Raw genomic sequence first — 17,558 nt, forward strand, 5'->3', positions numbered from 1 at the left:
CACGCCATATCGAGGTTGCCATGAAGATTGGATTTGTCGGTCTGGGGGCTGTGGTGCAGACAGCCTATCTGCCTGCACTCGCCGCACTGGCGGAAAATACCGAGATATGGGGTTTTGATCCCGCCATCACCCTGCCCGGCGTCATGTCCGCCCCGACCCTGGAAGCCCTGCTGGCCGAACCCCTGGATCGGCTGGTGATCGCCACGCCTTCCCTGCTGCATCTGCCCGTGCTGGAGCAGGCACTGGCCAGCGCCATTCCCCTCATCCTGGTGGAGAAACCCGTGGTGGCCACCCTGGCCCAGCACGATCGTCTGCACGCCCTGCTGGCGGACCCCGAGGTCGCAGCCAGGGCCAGGGTGCTGGCGCTGGATCACTGGATGGCCCGCAATGCCGTCCAGCAGTTGCTGCTGAGCGGCAAACTGGATGAAGGCTGGCAGCCTCGGGAACCAGAGGGCGCCGGGGTCGTGCTGGCCACCCTCGCCGATATCAGCGCGGTGGAGGGCTTTTTGCTGGAACCCTGTGGCCTGGACGAGGCGGGGCATCCCTGTGCCCTCAACTTCGCCACCGGGGAGCCGGATCGGCGGGTCCTGCGCCATCCAGACGGGGTGATCCTCGACATCGGCACCCATCTGCTGGCGATGATCCGGGAACTGCTGGTGGCCCTGGGTGGGGACGACCGCCTGCACCTGATCGCGGAGGGCGTCTGCGACCGGCTGGGGCAGCCCATCCGGCGCGGGGATCTGGAGACCGCCGAGGGGCGAGCCTGCCTGCGTGGCGAGGCGGCAGGGGTGCCCCTGACCCTCTGGCTCGACAAGTATGCCGGTCCCGGGGTGGAGAAGAAGGGGCTTTGCCTGCACTTCAAAGACGGGCGGCGCATCGAGCTGCTTCGCCGCAGCAACCTGGAGTGGCTGCACCATCACGACGTCGACGGGATGCGGGGCTGGCAACATGAGGGGCCCCTCTATCGCCACTGCATCGCCCAGACCCTGCTGGCCCCCGTGCCTTTGGGAGGCTGGGCCGGCACCACGGCGCGCCGTTTGCAGGAGGTCGCCCTGCTGCTTGAGTTGCAGCAAGGGCTGCGCGGCCCCCATTGACGTCGTTGTGCGTCATCGGGCATGAGGGCTGGTGGCTGGCGCCGTCTTGCAGAACGGTCCGTTCTTGAGTACGGCACTCTCGGTTTTTGCCCGTTCTTGCAGAACCGCGCATGGTGAGGGGAAAGGATTGGCGTTGCCAGTCGTTCATGGCACCTTATACTCTCCAGTCCGATTATCAGGTCTGCCATTTCCATGAATATTGCCATTTTATCCCGTGAGCCCAACAACTACTCCACCCGCCGTCTGGTCGAGGTGGCCCGGGCCCGTGGGCATCAGGTCGAGGTGCTCGACACCCTGCGCTGCTACATGAACATCGCCTCCCACAGCCCCTCCATCCATTACGAAGGACGGGAGCTGGAGAGCTATGACGCCGTGATCCCGCGCATCGGTGCCAGCATCACCTTCTATGGCACCGCCGTGCTGCGCCAGTTCGAGATGATGAGCACCATGGCCCTCAACAGCTCGGTGGCCATCTCCCGCTCCCGGGACAAGCTGCGCGCCATGCAACTGCTCTCCCGTCACGGCATCGGCCTGCCGGTGACCGGCTATGCCCACAGCACCCACGACGTACCGGATCTCATCACCATGGTGGGGGGCGCCCCCCTGGTGGTGAAGCTGCTGGAGGGCACCCAGGGGATTGGCGTGGTGCTGTGCGAGACCCAGAAGGCCGCCGAGAGCGTCATCGAGGCCTTTATCCAGACCAACAACAACATCCTGGTGCAGGAGTACATCCGCGAGGCCAACGGCGCCGATATCCGCTGCCTGGTGGTCAACGGCAAGGTGGTGGCCGCCATGCGCCGCCAGGCCCAGCCGGGGGAGTTTCGCTCCAACCTGCACCGGGGCGGCACCGCCGAAGCCATCAAGATCACGCCGGAAGAGCGTGCCACCGCCGTGCAGGCCGCCAAGATCATGGGGCTGGACGTGGCCGGGGTGGATATTCTGCGTAGCGCCCGCGGCCCGCTGGTGCTGGAGGTGAACTCCTCCCCCGGCCTGCAGGGGGTGGAGGCCGCCTCCGGCAAGGACGTGGCGGGCAAAATCATCGAGTTCCTCGAGCTCAAGGCGAGCCGCAAGCACAAGCCGGCGGAATGAGCCCCAAACGAGTGTTATACAGGTAAGCACAGGGCGCCCTCGGGCGCCTTGTTGCTATCTGGAGGGTGGGCTGGAAGGCTGCGGGCTTGCCGGGAAGTGTCTCCCTTCTCCCGTTGTGTTGAACAGCCGGGGAGAAGGGCCGGGGATGAGGGGGCTATGCCGCCCCGGGGGCGCCGGGGATCATCACCAGCCGGGCGCTGAAGACCCCCTCCACCAGATGGGTCTCAATCTGCCAGCCCAGCTTCTCGCAGATGCGCTGGATGATGGTGAGACCGCAGCCGTAGCCGAGGATCTGATCCGGCGCGGCGGCGGTTGGGTTGCTGATGGTGAGCACCTGCTCGTGCAGAGTGATCTCGATGTGCCCCTCGGCGTAGCTCAGGGCGTTTTTCAAGAGGTTGCCGAGGGCGATGGCGAGCAGGGAGAGGGGGGCCTGCACCTCGCTCTCCTCGTCCAGTTGCAGGCGAATGTCCAGCGTCTCCCGTTGCAGCAGGGGGGCGAGGCGGGTCAGCTCCCGGCGAATGAGCGGCGCCACCTGCTGGGGCGGGCGCTCCACGGCCTCCTTGCGTCCCAGCAGCAGGAAGGTTTCGGTGAGCAGGGCCATCTCGTCGGCGGCGGCGCGGATGCGGCTGACGGCGCGGGCTGCCGGGGCGGGCAGGTCATTCACCTTGCCGAGCAGGGCCGCGGATCCCTGGATCACCATGTTGGGGGTGCGCAGCTCGTGGCTGGCAAAGCGGCTGAACTCCTGTTCACGGGCAAACACGGCGGCTACCTCGTGCTTGCCCGCCAGCAGCGCCTGCTCTATCTCTCGCAGCTCCTGCCAGGGGGCATCGGGCACGAAGTCCCCCTGATCCGGGGTCAGGTGGGCGACCCGCTGGCGCAGCCGCTCCAGCGGCCTGGTGATGTGACGCACCAGCCAGATGCCGAAGGCGAGGCTCCCCAGCAGCAGAGCCAGGCCGATGAGGCGGGTCACCAGATGCAGCTTGGCTTCGTAAGGGTCCAGGTAGTCGTCCGCATCGTCGTTGAACACCAGATAGAGCAGCCCCTGACCCGAGGGGTGGGCGCGTACCAGGAAGTGCTTGTCCTCCCGGCCCAGCTGATGCTCGAAGAAGCCGGGGCTCTGGTAGGCCTTGAGCCAGGCGGGCAGGCGGCCCGCCTCTGTCCAGTAGCTGGAGAACTGGCGCGGGCTGGGGGCGGGGGCCGCCATCCCGAGGCGCAACCAGTCGTCGTCATAGCGGGTTGCCTCCGCCTCCAGCCAGTGGCGCAGGCTCAGCTCCTCCATCTTGTTCTCGGCCACCACCATCAGCAGGCTCAGGATCACCAGCAGCAGCAGACCGGCCCCTCCCAGCGCCAGCACCAGGCGCCGGCGCAGGCTCGGCAGACCGGAGGCAAGGGGCGGCGTCGGGTTCGTCATGGGGTCACCAGCCGGTAGCCCTGGCCGTGCAGGGTCTCCAGCATGGGGGTGGGGAAGGGCTTGTCGAGGGCGCTGCGCAGGGCATAGATGTGGCTGCGCAGGGCGTCTGAGTCGGGCTCCTCGTCGCCCCAGACGGTGTCGAGCACCTCCTGGCGCGTCACCAGCTGGGGCGCGCGCTTCACCAGCAGGGTGAGGATCTGGAACGGGATCTTGCCGAGCTTGAGCTCCACCCCGGCGCGGGTGGCGCGGCCGCTGGCGGGATCCACCGTCAGATCGCCAAAGCCGAGGACGCCCATGTCCCCTCTGGGGCCACGCAGGCTGAGGGCCTCCAGGCGCACCTCCAGCTCCTCCATGGCGAACGGCTTGACCAGATAGTCGTCGCCCCCCGCCCGAAAGCCTGCCAGCTTGTCCTCCAGGCTGTCACGGGCGGTGAGAAAGAGCACCGGGGTCGCGATGCCGTCCGCACGCAGCCGCTCCACGGTACGCAGGCCGTCTAGGCGCGGCATCATGACGTCCATGATGATGACGTCGAAGCGCTCCTGGGCCAGCAGTTGCAGGGCGGCCTGGCCATGATAGGCGCAGTCCACCCTGTGCCCGGCCAGCGCCAGATAGTCCATGATGGTCTCCGCCACCTGGGGACTGTCTTCCACCACCAGTATTTTCATGCTCTGATCTCCTGGTCTGTACCGCTATTTCACGGCCATTTCACACCGGATGGGACATCCTGTGTGCCAGTGTAACCCCGAGGATCCCCGATGAAGAAGTCTCTCTGCGCCTTCTGGTTATTGATTCTATTGCCTTTTGGTCTGGTGCAGGCGGCCGAGTTCAAGCTCACGGGCCGCACCACCTGGCAGCTTGGCCAGTTGATGGTCAACGGCATTCCCTTCGTGATCGATGAGCGCGCCCGCTTCAAGGATGGCCTGGATGAGGACGATCTCGGCGGGACCTGGGTCGATCTGGAAGGGGTCGTGCAGGAGACGGCGGCAGGGGAGCGGCGGCTCGTTCGCGAGGTGGAGGCGCTGGAAGAGGAGGACGAGATGGAGCTGGAAGGGCCGGTGGAAGGGGGGCGGATCTGGGGCTATGTCACCTCGGATGGGAGCCTCTCCCCGTTCGAGGGGCGCTGGCTGGAGCTGGAGTGCAAGTTTGACGGCATGCGCCTGAGCCAGTGCCGGGAGGATGACTGACCGGTCAGTGCGGACCGGGAAAAATTGCCCGTCCGGGGCCATAGTTAAACCTCACCCCGTGACCCCGGACCGCCTGCCATGACCCGAACCGCACTCTGCCTGCTGCTGTTGCCCTTCTGTACCCTTGCCGACGACGCCGAGCTCTGGCTGGTGGAGCTGGAGCACAACGACGGGGTGCGCCTGCAATTCCAGGGGGCTGAGCTGGAGCTCGGCAGTGCCGAACTGCACGGCGTGGCGCAGCCGGACGGGCTCGTGCCCGGCATGCACCTCGCGATCCAGAGCCGCTACGGCGTCGCCGAGACGATCCGGGTGCTCGACGGGGCGCCGGATCCGGCACTCGGGGCCAGCTGGCGGCGGGCGGAGGATCGACTGCTCACCCACAATCAGCAGGCATTGCTGCTACAGGAACTCGGCGTGCTGGTGTTTGATGCTGACACTCGCTGGATCAACGGCAGCGCCGCCGATCTGCAACCGGGTCGCCGCCTGGTGCTGAGCCGGGATGAAGAGGGCCGCCTCACCGATATCCTCATTCCTGACCCCGAGCATCCCCTCGACGCCGAAGAGTGAGACCTCTCTCCCTTTCCCCTTGTTAATGGCTTGTACTTTAAATTTCCCCACTTATACTGGCGCACATCTTGTCGGAGTGCTGACCGTCGAACGACGCTAAGCTGAGACCGTTAATTCGGGATCCGTGGAACCTGATCAGGTTAAGACCTGCGAAGGGAAACAAGGGTAACTTGCGGGTTACCGCGCCGGGGAAGGCACACCTTCCCGCCAGCTGGAGGCAGACCGCCTCTGGCTGGCACAGGCGCACAGGGGGAGGTTGTCCCGTCCGGTTGTCCTTAGGGCGCCGGGTTTCCAGACTAGGGAAACACCGGGACGGCAGAGCAGGGAAGATCCATGCCCGACTCACTCCCCCGAGCACACCCCGCCGCAAGTTCATCTTCTCCTCGAACTCCAGACAAGCAAACACCCATAACTTCAACCAGTTAATGTGAGTTTTGCTATGTCTACCAATGTTTCTGATACCACCAAATCCAGCCGCCGCGAGCAGCGCTCCAGCGCCCAGACCTTTATCGACAACCTCAAGGGGATGGCTCACCCCAACTCCCGCCGCATCTTTATCCAGGGTTCTCGCCCTGACATCCGGGTGCCTTTGCGGGAGATCCAGCTGGCCGACACCTTCGTCGGCGGCACCAAGGACGCTCCCCAGTTCGAGCCCAACGAGCCGGTGCCGGTTTACGATACCTCGGGCCCCTATGGGGAAGAGGCTGCCCCCATCGACGTGCGCCGCGGTCTGCCGCGCCTGCGCGAAGCCTGGGTGCTGGAGCGTGCTGACACCGACGCGCTGGAGGGGTTGAGCTCCACTTTCACTCAGGAGCGGCTGGCGGACGAGGGGCTGGATCACCTGCGCTTCGAACATCTGCACTCTTCGCAACATAAGGCCCGCCGTGCCAAGCCGGGCCGCCGGGTCACCCAGCTCCACTATGCCCGCGCCGGTATCGTCACCCCCGAGATGGAATTTATCGCCCTGCGCGAGAACATGGGCCGCGAGCGGGTGCGCTCCGAGCTCTTGCGCACCCAGCACCCGGGTCAGGGCTTTGGCGCCAGACTGCCCCAGAACATCACGCCTGAGTTCGTGCGCGATGAGGTGGCCGCCGGTCGCGCCATTATCCCCAGCAACATCAACCACCCGGAAGCGGAGCCGATGATCATCGGCCGCAACTTCCTGGTGAAGATCAACGCCAACATCGGCAACTCGGCGGTCACTTCCAGCATCGAAGAGGAAGTGGAGAAGCTGGTCTGGTCCACCCGCTGGGGCGCCGACACCGTGATGGATCTCTCCACCGGCCGCTACATCCACGAGACCCGCGAGTGGATCCTGCGCAACAGCCCGGTGCCCATCGGTACCGTGCCCATCTATCAGGCGCTGGAGAAGACCAACGGCATCGCCGAGGATCTCACCTGGGAGCTGTTCCGCGACACCCTGCTGGAGCAGGCCGAGCAGGGGGTGGACTACTTCACCATCCACGCCGGCGTCTTGCTGCGCTTCGTGCCGATGACTGCCAAGCGCCTCACCGGCATCGTCTCCCGTGGTGGCAGCATCATGGCCAAGTGGTGCCTGTCGCATCACAAGGAGAACTTCCTCTACGAACACTTCCGCGAGATCTGCGAGATCTGCGCCGCCTACGACGTCAGTCTGTCGCTGGGGGACGGTCTGCGTCCGGGCTCCGTCTACGACGCCAACGACGAGGCCCAGTTCGCCGAGCTGCGCACCCTGGGCGAGCTCACCAAAATTGCCTGGGAATACGACGTGCAGGTGATGATCGAGGGCCCCGGCCACGTGCCCATGCACATGATCGAGCGCAATATGACCGAGCAGCTGGAGCACTGCCACGAGGCGCCCTTCTATACCCTGGGCCCGCTCACCACCGACATTGCCCCAGGGTACGATCACTTCACCTCCGGCATCGGCGCCGCGCTCATCGGCTGGTACGGCTGCGCCATGCTCTGTTACGTGACCCCCAAGGAACACCTGGGCCTGCCCAACAAGGAGGACGTGAAGCAGGGGCTCATTACCTACAAGATCGCCGCCCACGCTGCTGACCTTGCCAAAGGCCACCCGGGCGCCCAGATCCGCGACAACGCCATGTCCAAGGCGCGCTTCGAGTTCCGTTGGGAGGATCAGTTCAACCTGGCCCTGGATCCCGACACCGCCCGCGCCTACCACGACGAGACCCTGCCCCATGAGTCCGGCAAGGTGGCCCACTTCTGCTCCATGTGCGGGCCCAAGTTCTGCTCCATGAAGATCACCCAGGACGTGCGCGACTATGCCGCCAAGCTGGAAGCCGTAGAGATAAAGCTGGTCGGCATGGACGGTCAGCAGGAGCGGGTGGTGGCCGAGGTGGAGAGCGGCATGGCCCGCATGGCTGAAACCTTCAAGGAGACCGGCGGCGAGATCTACCATCAGGCGGCGACTCTGAAGCAGGCCGCAGGGGAGGAGGCGTGAGCAGCGAGCGCGGGGCTGTCAGCCCCGCCGACCTGTCGCCTGTGACGCAGGCCCGCCCCGTGGTCTGGACCATCGCCGGGTCCGACTCCGGCGGCGGGGCCGGCATTCAGGCCGACTTGCACACGATGCATGACCTCGGCGTGCACGGCTGCTCCGTCATCTCCGCCATCACCGCCCAGAACTCGGTGGCGGTGAAGATGGTCGACCCCGTGCTGATGCAGACCTTCGCCGCCCAGATCGATGCCCTGGGGCTGGATCTGCCACCCGCCGCCATCAAGATCGGCCTGCTGCCGACCCGGCTGCATGTGGAGGTGCTGGCACGCAGGTTGTCGACCGTCGAGGCTCCCTTCGTGGTCTACGACCCGGTGGCCATCGCCAGCACCGGCACCCCCATGGCGGAGCCCGGCATGCTGGTGGCGGTGCGCGAGCACCTGCTGCCACGTCTGTCGCTCATCACCCCCAACGGTCCCGAGCTGGAAGCCCTGACCGGCCTGCCCGCCACCAGTCCCGAACTGGTGCGCCTCGCCGCCCGGCGGCTGCGCGAACTCGGCGCCCGCGCCGTGCTGGTCAAGGGGGGCCACCTTGAATGGGGCGGGGATCTCAGCCTCGACTACTACCAGGACGAGACCCGCGAATTCTGGCTCGCCGCGCCGCGCCTCGATACCCGCCACGGTCACGGCACCGGTTGCGCTTACGCCAGCGCCATCGCCGCCGTGGTGGCGCAGGACTATCCGGTGGAGGACGCCATCACCCTGGCGCGGGCCTACCTGCAACAGGGCTTGGCGGCGGCGCAAGGAGTGGGCGCAGGTCCGGGGCCCATCGCCCATCTCGGCTGGCCTGCCGATCTGGCCCACTTCCCCCGCGCCGTGCTGGCAGGCTCACCGCTCGATCGCCATTTCGGCCTGTATGAGAGAAGCAGCGCCCGCCTGCCGCAGGCCCCCTTCGCGCCGACCGAACACCACCTCGGTCTCTATCCGGTGGTGGATTCGGTCAAGTGGCTCAAGCGTCTGCTGGGGGCCGGGGTCAAGACCATCCAGCTACGGATCAAGAATCTGCCCGCCACAGAGGTGGCGCCGGCCATTCGTGATGCGGTCGCGCTCGGTCGCCGCCATGGGGCGCGGCTCTTTATCAACGACTACTGGCAGCAGGCCATCGAGGCGGGTGCCTGGGGCGTGCATCTGGGGCAGGAGGATATGGAGACCGCCGATCTCGCCGCCATTCAGGCGGCGGGGCTGCGCCTTGGCATCTCCACCCACGGCTACTTCGAGCTGATGCGGGCCCGCGAGCTTGCCCCCTCCTATATCGCGCTGGGCCATATCTTCCCGACCAACACCAAGGCGATGCCTTCGCGCCCCCAGGGGCTGGCGCGGCTGCACCACTACCGCGCCCTGATGGCGCAGTGGCCCACGGTGGCCATCGGTGGCATCAGCGAGGAGCGGGTGGCGGCGGTCAAGGCAAGCGGGGTCGGCAGCATTGCGCTGGTCTCGGCCATCACGGCGAGCGACGACTGGCAGGGGGCGACCGAGCGGCTGCTCGCCGCCGTGGGGGCGGGGGATGAACCGCGCTCGGCCTGCGTGATACGGGAGGCAGAACATGCGCTCTGATGCCGCTTCTCTCAGTGACAAAGAGTACCTGCGATACGGCCGCCAGCTGATGCTGGCGGAAGTGGGGGAAGCCGGTCAGGCGCGGCTGAAAGATAAGTCCGTGCTGATCGTCGGTCTCGGCGGGCTCGGCTCGCCGCTGGCCCTCTATCTGGCGGGGGCCGGGGTGGGCACCTTGTGGCTGGCCGATGGCGATACGGTGGACTCCAGCAATCTGCCGCGCCAGATCCTGTTCGATAGCGAGGCGGTCAACCACTCCAAGGCGGAGCTGGCCCGCGAGCGCTTGGCCGCCCACAACCCGCTGGTGGAGCTGATTGCCATCAATCAGCGACTCGATGCCGCCAGCCTGCCGGAGTTTGTGACCGAGGTGGATCTGGTGATCGACTGCTGCGACAACCTCGCCACCCGCCAGGCCATCAACGCCGCCTGCGTGGCCCAGGGCAAGCCCTGGATCTGTGCCGCCGCAGTGGGCTGGCAGGGGCAGCTGATGGTGCGCACCAGCAGCGATCACGCCTGCTACGCCTGCCTCTATCCGCTGGATACCAAGCTCGCCCAGAGCTGCGAGACCAGCGGCGTCACCGGCCCGCTGGTGGGGGTGATGGGCTCTTTGCAGGCGCTGGAGGCACTGAAACTGCTGCTCGGGATGCCGAGCCCGGTCGCGGGCACTCTGCGTCGCTTCGATGCCCTGACCCATCAGTGGCAGACCCTCACGCTGGCTCCCGATCCCGATTGCCCGGTTTGCGGCAGCACCCACCCGGCTCAGGAGAATTAACCATGAAGATCCGATTGAACGATATCGAGCTGACGCTGCCCACCGGCCAGCGCCTGACTGAGCTGCTGGCGGTGAAGGAGATTCCCCCTCAGGGGGTAGCGGTGGCCCTCAACGGCGCCGTGCTGCCCCGTGGCCGCTGGGCCGAGACCCGTCTCAATGACGGGGACGAACTCCACCTCTTCACCGCCATTGCCGGAGGCTGACCCATGATGCTCGCAGTCCCATCTTCGCGTGTTCTGCCTTGCGGCGGCACTTCATCTCTTCTTACCACTGTGGCGGGAGGCTGACATGCTCAAGATTGCCGATCACACCTTCTCTTCGCGCCTCTTCACCGGCACCGGCAAGTTTGCCCGCCCGGAGCTGATGGCCGCCGCCATCGAGGCAAGTGGCTCCCAGCTGGTCACCATGGCCATCAAGCGGCTCGAACCGGGCAAGGCCCACGACGATATCCTCACGCCCCTTCGGCAACTCGGGGTCAAGCTGCTGCCCAACACCTCGGGGGCCAAGACCGCCGCCGAGGCGGTATTTGCCGCCCACCTAGCCCGCGAGGCGCTGGGGACGAACTGGCTCAAGCTCGAGATCCACCCCGATCCCCGCTACCTGCTGCCAGACCCCATCGAGACGCTCAAAGCCGCCGAGCAGCTGGTGAAAGAGGGCTTTGTGGTGCTGCCCTACTGCGGTGCCGACCCGGTGCTCTGCAAACGGCTCGAAGAGGTGGGTTGCGCCGCCGTGATGCCGCTGGGCGCCCCCATCGGCTCCAATCAGGGGCTGGTGACCCGGGAGTTTCTCTCCATCATCGTCGAGCAAGCCAATGTGCCCGTGGTGGTGGATGCGGGGATCGGTGCGCCGAGCCATGCGGCCGCCGCCTTTGAACTGGGGGCCGATGCCGTGCTGGTCAACACCGCCATTGCGGTGAGCGGCGACCCGGTCGCCATGGGCCGCGCCTTTGAGCTGGCCTGCACAGCCGGGCGCAGCGCCTATGAGGCGGGCCTCGGCGCCCGTGCCCTGCAGGCGCAAGCCTCCAGCCCGCTTACCGATTTTCTGGGGGCGTTATGAGTCAGCATGCCAATGACCCCACCCCGACCCTCCCCTTGCCAGGGGAGGGAGTGTCGACTCCGCCCTCTTGTGAAGTAGGAGAGCGGGGGGGCGGATTAACACCTCCCCCTTGTGAAGGGGGAGGCCGGGAGGGGGTTGAGAGAAAGTCGGAGAGTTTTCTCGATAGATGGCAGGAGCTGGAGTGGGACGATATCGGCATGCAGATCCGCGCCAAGACCGCCGCCGATGTCGAACGGGCGCTGGGTTCACCCCGCCGTACCCTGAGCGATTTTATGGCGCTGATCTCACCAGCTGCCGAGGCGTATTTGCCGCAGATGGCGGCCGAGGCCGAGCGCCTGACCCGCCAGCGCTTTGGCAACACCATCGGCTTCTATGTGCCGCTCTATCTGTCGAACCTCTGTGCCAACGACTGCACCTACTGCGGCTTCTCCATGAGCAATCGCCTCAAGCGCAAGACCTTGAATAGCGAGGAGATTGAGCGCGAGTGTCTGGCCATCAAGGCGCGCGGTTTTGACAGTGTGCTGCTGGTGACCGGCGAGCACGAGCACAAGGTGGGGCTCGCCTATTTTCGGCAGGTGTTGCCCATCATTCGCCGCCACTTCAGCACGGTGGCGATGGAGGTGCAGCCCCTCTCGCAGGATGAATACGCCGAGCTCAAGACCCTCGGCCTCGATTCGGTCATGGTCTATCAGGAGACCTACCACGCTCCCACCTACGCCCGCCACCACCTGCGCGGCAACAAGCGGGACATCGCATGGCGCCTCGCCACGCCGGATCGGCTGGGCCGCGCCGGGATCGATAAAATCGGGCTGGGGGCGCTCATCGGTCTCTCATCGGACTGGCGCGCCGACAGCTACTTTGTCGCCGAGCACCTCGCTTGGCTTGAGCGCCACCACTGGCAGAGCCGCTATTCACTTTCGTTCCCGCGCCTGCGCCCCTGCACCGGTGGGCTGGAGCCTGCCGTCATCATGTCGGATCGCCAGCTGGCCCAGCTTATCTGTGCCTGGCGCCTCTTCTCGCCCACGCTGGACTTGTCCCTCTCCACCCGCGAGTCGGCCACTTTTCGCAACGGCGCGGTGCGCCTTGGCATCACCCAGATGTCGGCCGAGTCGCGCACCCAGCCGGGTGGCTATGCCGAGGGGGATACAGAGGAGCTGGAGCAGTTCGCCATCCACGACGACCGCCCGGTGGGGGAAGTGGCTGCCGCCGTGCGGCAGGCCGGGTTGCAGCCTGTGTTCAAGGATTGGGAGCCCTTCCTGGGCCGATAGGGGCGGCCACGCCCCCTCTTTGCCGGTGGCATCCGGCATGGTTGGGCGGTGTTCGGCCACACACCTTGCTGGTGGCGACGCTTTGGCTCCCTCCTCTGCGAAGGGGAGGGCTAGGGAGGGGTCTTGATGCGATATTTCATTGCCATCGTAGGGTCGATAAGCCATCAGGCGTAATCGTCCGCTTTGTGGTGTGTGTGATGGATGGCTCGGCTGTGCCGTGCAGGACGCGAGGCCGTTGGCCTCGAAAGGGTTTCGCCCGCCCTTCGGGCTTGGGCGAGTGACTTTGGAAAGACCCGTTCTTATCAAAAAATGCACCAAAGGTCTTCTCCCCGCTTATTCGCCCGACTTTGTCGGGTTCCTTCGGCACACCCGCTTGTCCGACGGCACGCGGCGACTGGATTTGACCCCATAGGTCCAGACACTTTTTCCCGCTTAGGATTGTGATACCCGACTGCGCAGAAATTCCCGGGGTGAACGGTATCCCAAGGCGCTGTGCGGGTGGTGTTCGTTATAATGCTCAAACGCGATAGCCAAATTGCCTACCGCTGTTCGGCTATCCGGTTTTGGCATCATCTCGATATAGTCTCGCTTCATCGTCTTCACGAAGCTCTCCGCCATACCGTTGCTCTGTGGGCTTCTCACCGCAGTAGTTCTGGGCTCCAACCCGATTTCTCGTGCAAACGCGCGGGTCTCATGGGCTCGATACGCCGAGCCATTATCAGTCAGCCACTCCACCGGTGATGCCGGCAACGAATCCCCAAAGCGACGTTCGACAGACCTCAGCATGACATCTTGCACAGTGTCACTGTCGTAACCCCCAGTACTGGCCGCCCAGTCCAACGCTTCCCTATCGCAGCAATCCATGGCGAACGTGACACGTAGTTTTTCACCGTTATCACAGCGAAACTCGAAGCCATCTGAGCACCACCGTCGATTGCTCTCCTTGACGGCAACACGCCCCTTATGTGCCTGCTGGGCCAATGGTGCTGCTGGTTTTCTTTCCAGCAGCAAGCCATGCTCGCGCATTACGCGATATACCCGCTTAGCGTTTACCACAGGTTGTTCTGTTGCCTCAGACTGGCGCCGTAACAGCGCCCAGACCCGGCGATAGCCATAGGAGGGAAGCTCTGCCATCGCCTCCATGATACGGCCAAGTAAGGCTGCATCATCACGCTGGCGATGATGACGACCATCTTGCCAACCCGGTTTTCGATGAACACGAACGGATAGCTGCGCACGCGATACATTAAGAGCCTGGCTCACAGCACTTAATCCGTCATTCCGCACCTGATTTTGCTATTTTCAGTGCTTGACGGCGATCGGCCGTTCTGATCTATTACTCTCTTTTGCAGGTAGATCATCATGGCCGCACCCGCTATCTCGATCCGTAACCTCGATCACCTTGGTTTGGTCGCCGCACTCTGCCAGGAACTGGGCATTGCCCGCATGATCGATGCCTTGCTCCCCAAAACCCCGCCTTTCAAGGTCTCACATGGTGAAGCCTTGGTCGCCATGATAGTGAACGGCCTCGGCTTTCACAGCAGCACCCTGCACATGTTCCCGCAATTCTTCGCTAACAAGCCGGTTGAGCGCCTGATTGGCCCCGGGATCTGTGCTGATGACCTCAATGATGATGTGCTCGGTCGCTGTCTCGATGCCCTCTTTGAGGCCGATGTCAGCGCCTTGTATCAGGTGATGGCGGCGCAAGTTGTCGAGCGGCTGGGGCTCAAAAGCACCGCAGTGCACCTCGATATTACCAGCTTCCACGTCGATGGCGCCTATGACTGTGCCGATGGGGATCTGGTCGGTAAGCTGCAACTGGTGCGTGGTTATAGTCGTGATCACCGGCCAGAGCTGAATCAAGTGATCCTTGAGCTCATCTGTGAAAATCAGGCCGGCCTACCTGTCTATATGCAGGCCCTGAGCGGCAATAGTAATGACACCAAAGCCTTTGCCCAGACCGTTCGTCGCCATTTGAGCAGTCTCAAGGCCGCGCAGGAGTGCCGTTATCTGGTCGGCGATGCCGCACTGTACTGCGCCGATACCTTGCAATTACTGGCGCAACAGCAGCAACTATTTGTGACCCGGGTGCCCGTCACTCTCAATGAGGCAAAGCAGGCCGTGGCAACCATAGGTGCACAACCGCTGACCGCTCTGGGCAATGGCTATCATGGCCGTTGGCAACACGCGAATTATGCCGGGGTCGCGCAACGTTGGTTGCTGGTGCGCAGCGAACAAGCCAGCCACCGCGAGCAGCAGACATTGGCCAAAAACCTGCTCAAAGACAGTACCCGCGAGCTCAAAGCCTTCGCCAAATTGTGTGCCCGACGCTTTGCTTGTGAGGCGGATGCCCAAGCTGAGTTGAGCTGTTTTACCGCCAGCTTGATGCTGCTGCAACTGGATGCCGAAGTGGTAGGTGAACCCGTTTATACAGGACGTGGCAGACCCAAGCGTGGCGAAGAGCCAATTGGCCATCAGTTTCAAATCACTGGGTTGGCGGCAACTAGCCTGGCTTGCGTTGAAGAGGCCCACAACCAGACCGGGGTGTTCATCCTGGCGACCAATGACCACAGCGATACGCTGACCATGGCCGAACTTTTGGCCACCTATAAAGCGCAGCAGAATGTCGAACGGGGCTTTCGTTTTCTCAAGAGCCCGGAGTTTTTAACCTCCTCACTGTACCTGAAAAAGCCGGAGCGGATTGAAGCGTTGCTCATGGTGATGACCTGTAGCCTGATGATTTACGCAGCGTTGGAGCACCGGATCCGGCAGGGATTAGTGGAGCAGAATCGCAGTGTGGCGGATATGAAAAAGAAACCGACCCAGCAGCCGACGGCCCGTTGGATCTTTTTGCGCTTTGGTGGCATCCATGAATATCGACTGGGAGAAGCTCCGCCACAAGTAACGGAGCTAACAGGAGACCAGCAGATCATTTTGGAGGTATTGGGTGAGCGCTATCGGCAAATTTATTCCTAAATCAGGTGCGGAATGTCGGCTTAATCGTCGTCCCCCGGCAACAAGGGCGCATGCGCAATCCATTTTTTTGCTCGACCATACTCCACGGCTTCTTTGAGGATCTCGTTCTCCATGGTCTTCTTCCCGAGCAGACGTTGTAGCTCTCGGATCTGCTTGATGGCAGCAGCCAACTCGGAAGCAGGAACAACATCCTCACCGGCGGTGATCGCCGTGAGAGACCCTTCTTGGAATTGCTTACGCCATTTGAAAAGCTGGTTTGCGTTGACGTCGTGCAAGCGAGCAACATGAGAGACGGTCATCCCGGGCTCAAAGGTCTGCTGCACGATGGCGATCTTTTCTTGTGGAGTCCGGCGTCGACGGCGCTCGGCCCCTGTTAACACTTCGACCATCTTCTCGTTGTGACTAGTACTGAACATAGCTCCAAGACTACCTCTTAAGTTAAGAGGGGCGAAGTGTCTGGATCTTCAAGGGGCCAATCTAGCGACATCCTGTCTCGCGGCCTGGACAAGCGGGCTCGCCTCAGCGAATAAGAGGGGGAGCCAAAACCGTGCCCGCCATAACCTCAGGGTAATTGTAGGGTGCAATAAGCAGAACGAATTACACCACTAATTAATTGTTTTGCTTCGACCAACGGTGCAATTCACTTCATTCATTGCACCTTATGGTTATAGCAATCTAGTAGTGAACCGATTATGGAGTTATTTTGTTAACAACATTATCTATAGCGCTCAAGCCTAGATTTATCTGAGCCTTGTTCACTTTTACATCAGGGTCGCTGTGAACAGAATAGTAATCTTGCTTCATTCTGGATAATGGTGTGCCATGATGAGCAGCCACTACTCCTGCGGTATTAAAATCGCGTAATTCAGCAACATATTTTTCTAAAAAGTCTGCTTTGGAAGTTGCTGCAATAGCATGTGGAGAGAATCTTGTTTGGTCTGCAATATACTCATTGTAAAGTTGATCTGCAGTTGCCTCAGAAAATGCAGCGAAGGCCGCCGCAGCACCTTTAAACTGAGTGAATCTATTCCCAATAGCTAAATAACTGATCCCAATAGTGCTACACCTTCGCTGTGCCATAGCCATTCCCCGGGAAAGGAGACACGGTATCCATGAAGTGTTTCACTCGGGCCAGCAGGTTTGCCATCCCTCTGCATTGATGATTGCGCGTGATGGTTTCATGTAACTTGTGCCATAGCCGTTCTATGTGATTAACCCAAGGGCTGTAAACTGGCTGGAACACCAGGCAGAACTTGGGATTCTTCTTCAACCATCGCTCGGTCTGTTTGCTTTTGTGAATGATGTAGTTATCGAGGATCAACGTGATGGTTTTGGCTCGTCGGTAGTGGTGGCGCAGCTTTTCCAGCATGGCAATAAACAGCGATGAGTTTTTCTTGATCCCGCTGACGTAAAGTACCCTTCCGTTGCCTGCGTGGAGAACGCCTGCCAGATAATGCTTGGCATTCTGCCCCGGTGTGACAACCCGCTTTTGCTGCGCTCTGAACATCCAGTCGGCTCCTAATTTGGGATTGAGGTCTATATCGACTTCATCCTCATAAAACACCGGATTATCGGCATCACAGCGGGCCAGCGCGGCGTCGATATTCGCCATTTTTTCCTGATAGGCTGGGTCTTTTATCCGCAAGGTCGGCACGGGCCTGCGCCAGACAATGCCCATACGAGGTAACCATCGGCGGAGCGTGGAGGCTGCCACATTGAGCCCTGTTAACCGATTGATTTTTATAGCCAATAGTTCAGTACACCAACGGCTGCGCTGATAACCAAAATCTTGCGGAGAAAACTGCATGAGCAGCACCAGTAGGGTGACAATCTTGGCGATAGGTAAGACTGGGGCACGGCCAGCCGGTAAGGCTTCTAGCGCATCTATGCCTTCATCTCGATACCACCGAAGCCAACGACCGATGGTCGAGCGCGCAGCGCCGGTAAGGTGATGAACATCGGTGATCGTGCGTCCTTCATGTAACAGCAAGATGGCCATCAAGCGACGAGCATGTCCTTTATCACGGGTGGCATGGATGATTTTGTGAATGCGGCGCCGTTGTGGTCGTGGCAGAGGTGGTAGGATAGGCATCAACT

At 62.6% G+C, this 17,558-nt stretch carries 15 protein-coding genes, 2 pseudogenes and 1 riboswitch; of the genes and pseudogenes, 11 read left to right on the forward strand and 6 right to left on the reverse strand.

Annotation, left to right across the window (positions count from 1 at the left end):
• The first annotated feature begins 20 nt into the window (after positions 1-20).
• A complete protein-coding gene (locus I6L36_RS14665) occupies positions 21-1,094 on the forward strand; it encodes a Gfo/Idh/MocA family oxidoreductase (RefSeq protein WP_109112532.1) in 1,074 nt (357 codons plus the stop codon).
• A gap of 192 nt (positions 1,095-1,286) precedes the next feature.
• Positions 1,287-2,183, forward strand: a complete 897-nt coding sequence (rimK, locus tag I6L36_RS14670) for a 30S ribosomal protein S6--L-glutamate ligase (RefSeq protein ID WP_010672657.1) — start codon at positions 1,287-1,289, stop codon at positions 2,181-2,183.
• Between the two features lie 154 nt (positions 2,184-2,337).
• Here the strand turns inward: rimK and I6L36_RS14675 are convergent, their stop codons facing one another.
• Together I6L36_RS14675 and I6L36_RS14680 are read right to left on the reverse strand one after the other, a co-directional pair.
• The gene (locus tag I6L36_RS14675; RefSeq protein WP_048208915.1) at positions 2,338-3,594 is read right to left on the reverse strand and encodes a HAMP domain-containing sensor histidine kinase; all 1,257 of its coding nucleotides are present in this window, start codon (positions 3,592-3,594) and stop codon (positions 2,338-2,340) included.
• Entirely contained in the window at positions 3,591-4,259 is a 669-nt protein-coding gene (locus tag I6L36_RS14680; protein WP_049637286.1) for a response regulator transcription factor, read from the reverse strand. The genes I6L36_RS14675 and I6L36_RS14680 overlap by 4 nt, the downstream gene beginning before the upstream one ends.
• A gap of 90 nt (positions 4,260-4,349) precedes the next feature.
• Between I6L36_RS14680 and I6L36_RS14685 the strand changes: the two genes are divergently transcribed.
• The 8 genes from I6L36_RS14685 to thiH all read left to right on the forward strand — a co-directional run bounded on the left by I6L36_RS14685 (position 4,350) and on the right by thiH (position 12,485).
• Positions 4,350-4,778 (forward strand): hypothetical protein, encoded by a 429-nt coding sequence (locus I6L36_RS14685; RefSeq protein ID WP_109112533.1) that lies wholly within the window; start codon positions 4,350-4,352, stop codon positions 4,776-4,778.
• A gap of 78 nt (positions 4,779-4,856) precedes the next feature.
• Positions 4,857-5,345, forward strand: a complete 489-nt coding sequence (locus I6L36_RS14690; RefSeq protein WP_109112534.1) for a hypothetical protein — start codon at positions 4,857-4,859, stop codon at positions 5,343-5,345.
• 62 nt (positions 5,346-5,407) lie between these two features.
• Positions 5,408-5,521, forward strand: a riboswitch (TPP riboswitch).
• Between the two features lie 263 nt (positions 5,522-5,784).
• The gene (thiC, locus tag I6L36_RS14695; protein WP_109112535.1) at positions 5,785-7,788 is read left to right on the forward strand and encodes a phosphomethylpyrimidine synthase ThiC; all 2,004 of its coding nucleotides are present in this window, start codon (positions 5,785-5,787) and stop codon (positions 7,786-7,788) included.
• Positions 7,785-9,392, forward strand: a complete 1,608-nt coding sequence (gene thiE, locus I6L36_RS14700; RefSeq protein WP_109112536.1) for a thiamine phosphate synthase — start codon at positions 7,785-7,787, stop codon at positions 9,390-9,392. Before thiC ends, thiE begins: the two co-directional genes overlap by 4 nt.
• Positions 9,382-10,161 carry a HesA/MoeB/ThiF family protein gene (locus I6L36_RS14705; protein ID WP_109112537.1) on the forward strand — a complete coding sequence of 260 codons (780 nt, stop codon included), beginning with the start codon at positions 9,382-9,384 and terminating at the stop codon, positions 10,159-10,161. Before thiE ends, I6L36_RS14705 begins: the two co-directional genes overlap by 11 nt.
• 2 nt (positions 10,162-10,163) lie before the next feature.
• Complete coding sequence (thiS, locus tag I6L36_RS14710) at positions 10,164-10,364, forward strand: sulfur carrier protein ThiS (RefSeq protein WP_109112538.1); 201 nt, start codon at positions 10,164-10,166, stop codon at positions 10,362-10,364.
• An 85-nt stretch (positions 10,365-10,449) separates the two neighbouring features.
• A complete protein-coding gene (locus I6L36_RS14715) occupies positions 10,450-11,217 on the forward strand; it encodes a thiazole synthase (protein WP_109112539.1) in 768 nt (255 codons plus the stop codon).
• 197 nt (positions 11,218-11,414) lie between these two features.
• Positions 11,415-12,485, forward strand: a complete 1,071-nt coding sequence (thiH, locus tag I6L36_RS14720) for a 2-iminoacetate synthase ThiH (RefSeq protein WP_234888211.1) — start codon at positions 11,415-11,417, stop codon at positions 12,483-12,485.
• 438 nt (positions 12,486-12,923) lie between these two features.
• Here thiH and I6L36_RS14725 read toward each other — a convergent pair.
• Positions 12,924-13,757 (reverse strand): annotated as a pseudogene (locus I6L36_RS14725) (IS3 family transposase); the annotation flags it as partial.
• 90 nt (positions 13,758-13,847) lie between these two features.
• Here I6L36_RS14725 and I6L36_RS14730 point away from each other — a divergent pair.
• The gene (locus tag I6L36_RS14730) at positions 13,848-15,461 is read left to right on the forward strand and encodes an IS1634-like element ISAs25 family transposase (protein ID WP_049636888.1); all 1,614 of its coding nucleotides are present in this window, start codon (positions 13,848-13,850) and stop codon (positions 15,459-15,461) included.
• Between the two features lie 21 nt (positions 15,462-15,482).
• Here I6L36_RS14730 and I6L36_RS14735 read toward each other — a convergent pair.
• The 3 genes and pseudogenes from I6L36_RS14735 to I6L36_RS14745 all read right to left on the reverse strand — a co-directional run.
• Positions 15,483-15,850: pseudogene (locus I6L36_RS14735) on the reverse strand (transposase); the annotation flags it as partial.
• Between the two features lie 301 nt (positions 15,851-16,151).
• Positions 16,152-16,541: a hypothetical protein gene (locus I6L36_RS14740; protein WP_216986724.1), complete on the reverse strand. Its 390-nt coding sequence runs from the start codon at positions 16,539-16,541 to the stop codon at positions 16,152-16,154.
• A complete protein-coding gene (locus I6L36_RS14745; protein WP_001809438.1) occupies positions 16,522-17,553 on the reverse strand; it encodes an IS630-like element ISAhy2 family transposase in 1,032 nt (343 codons plus the stop codon). Before I6L36_RS14745 ends, I6L36_RS14740 begins: the two co-directional genes overlap by 20 nt.
• Positions 17,554-17,558: the final 5 nt, after the last annotated feature.

It is taken from the genome of Aeromonas sp. FDAARGOS 1406 (genome assembly GCF_019048565.1).
Lineage (GTDB): Bacteria > Pseudomonadota > Gammaproteobacteria > Enterobacterales > Aeromonadaceae > Aeromonas > Aeromonas caviae.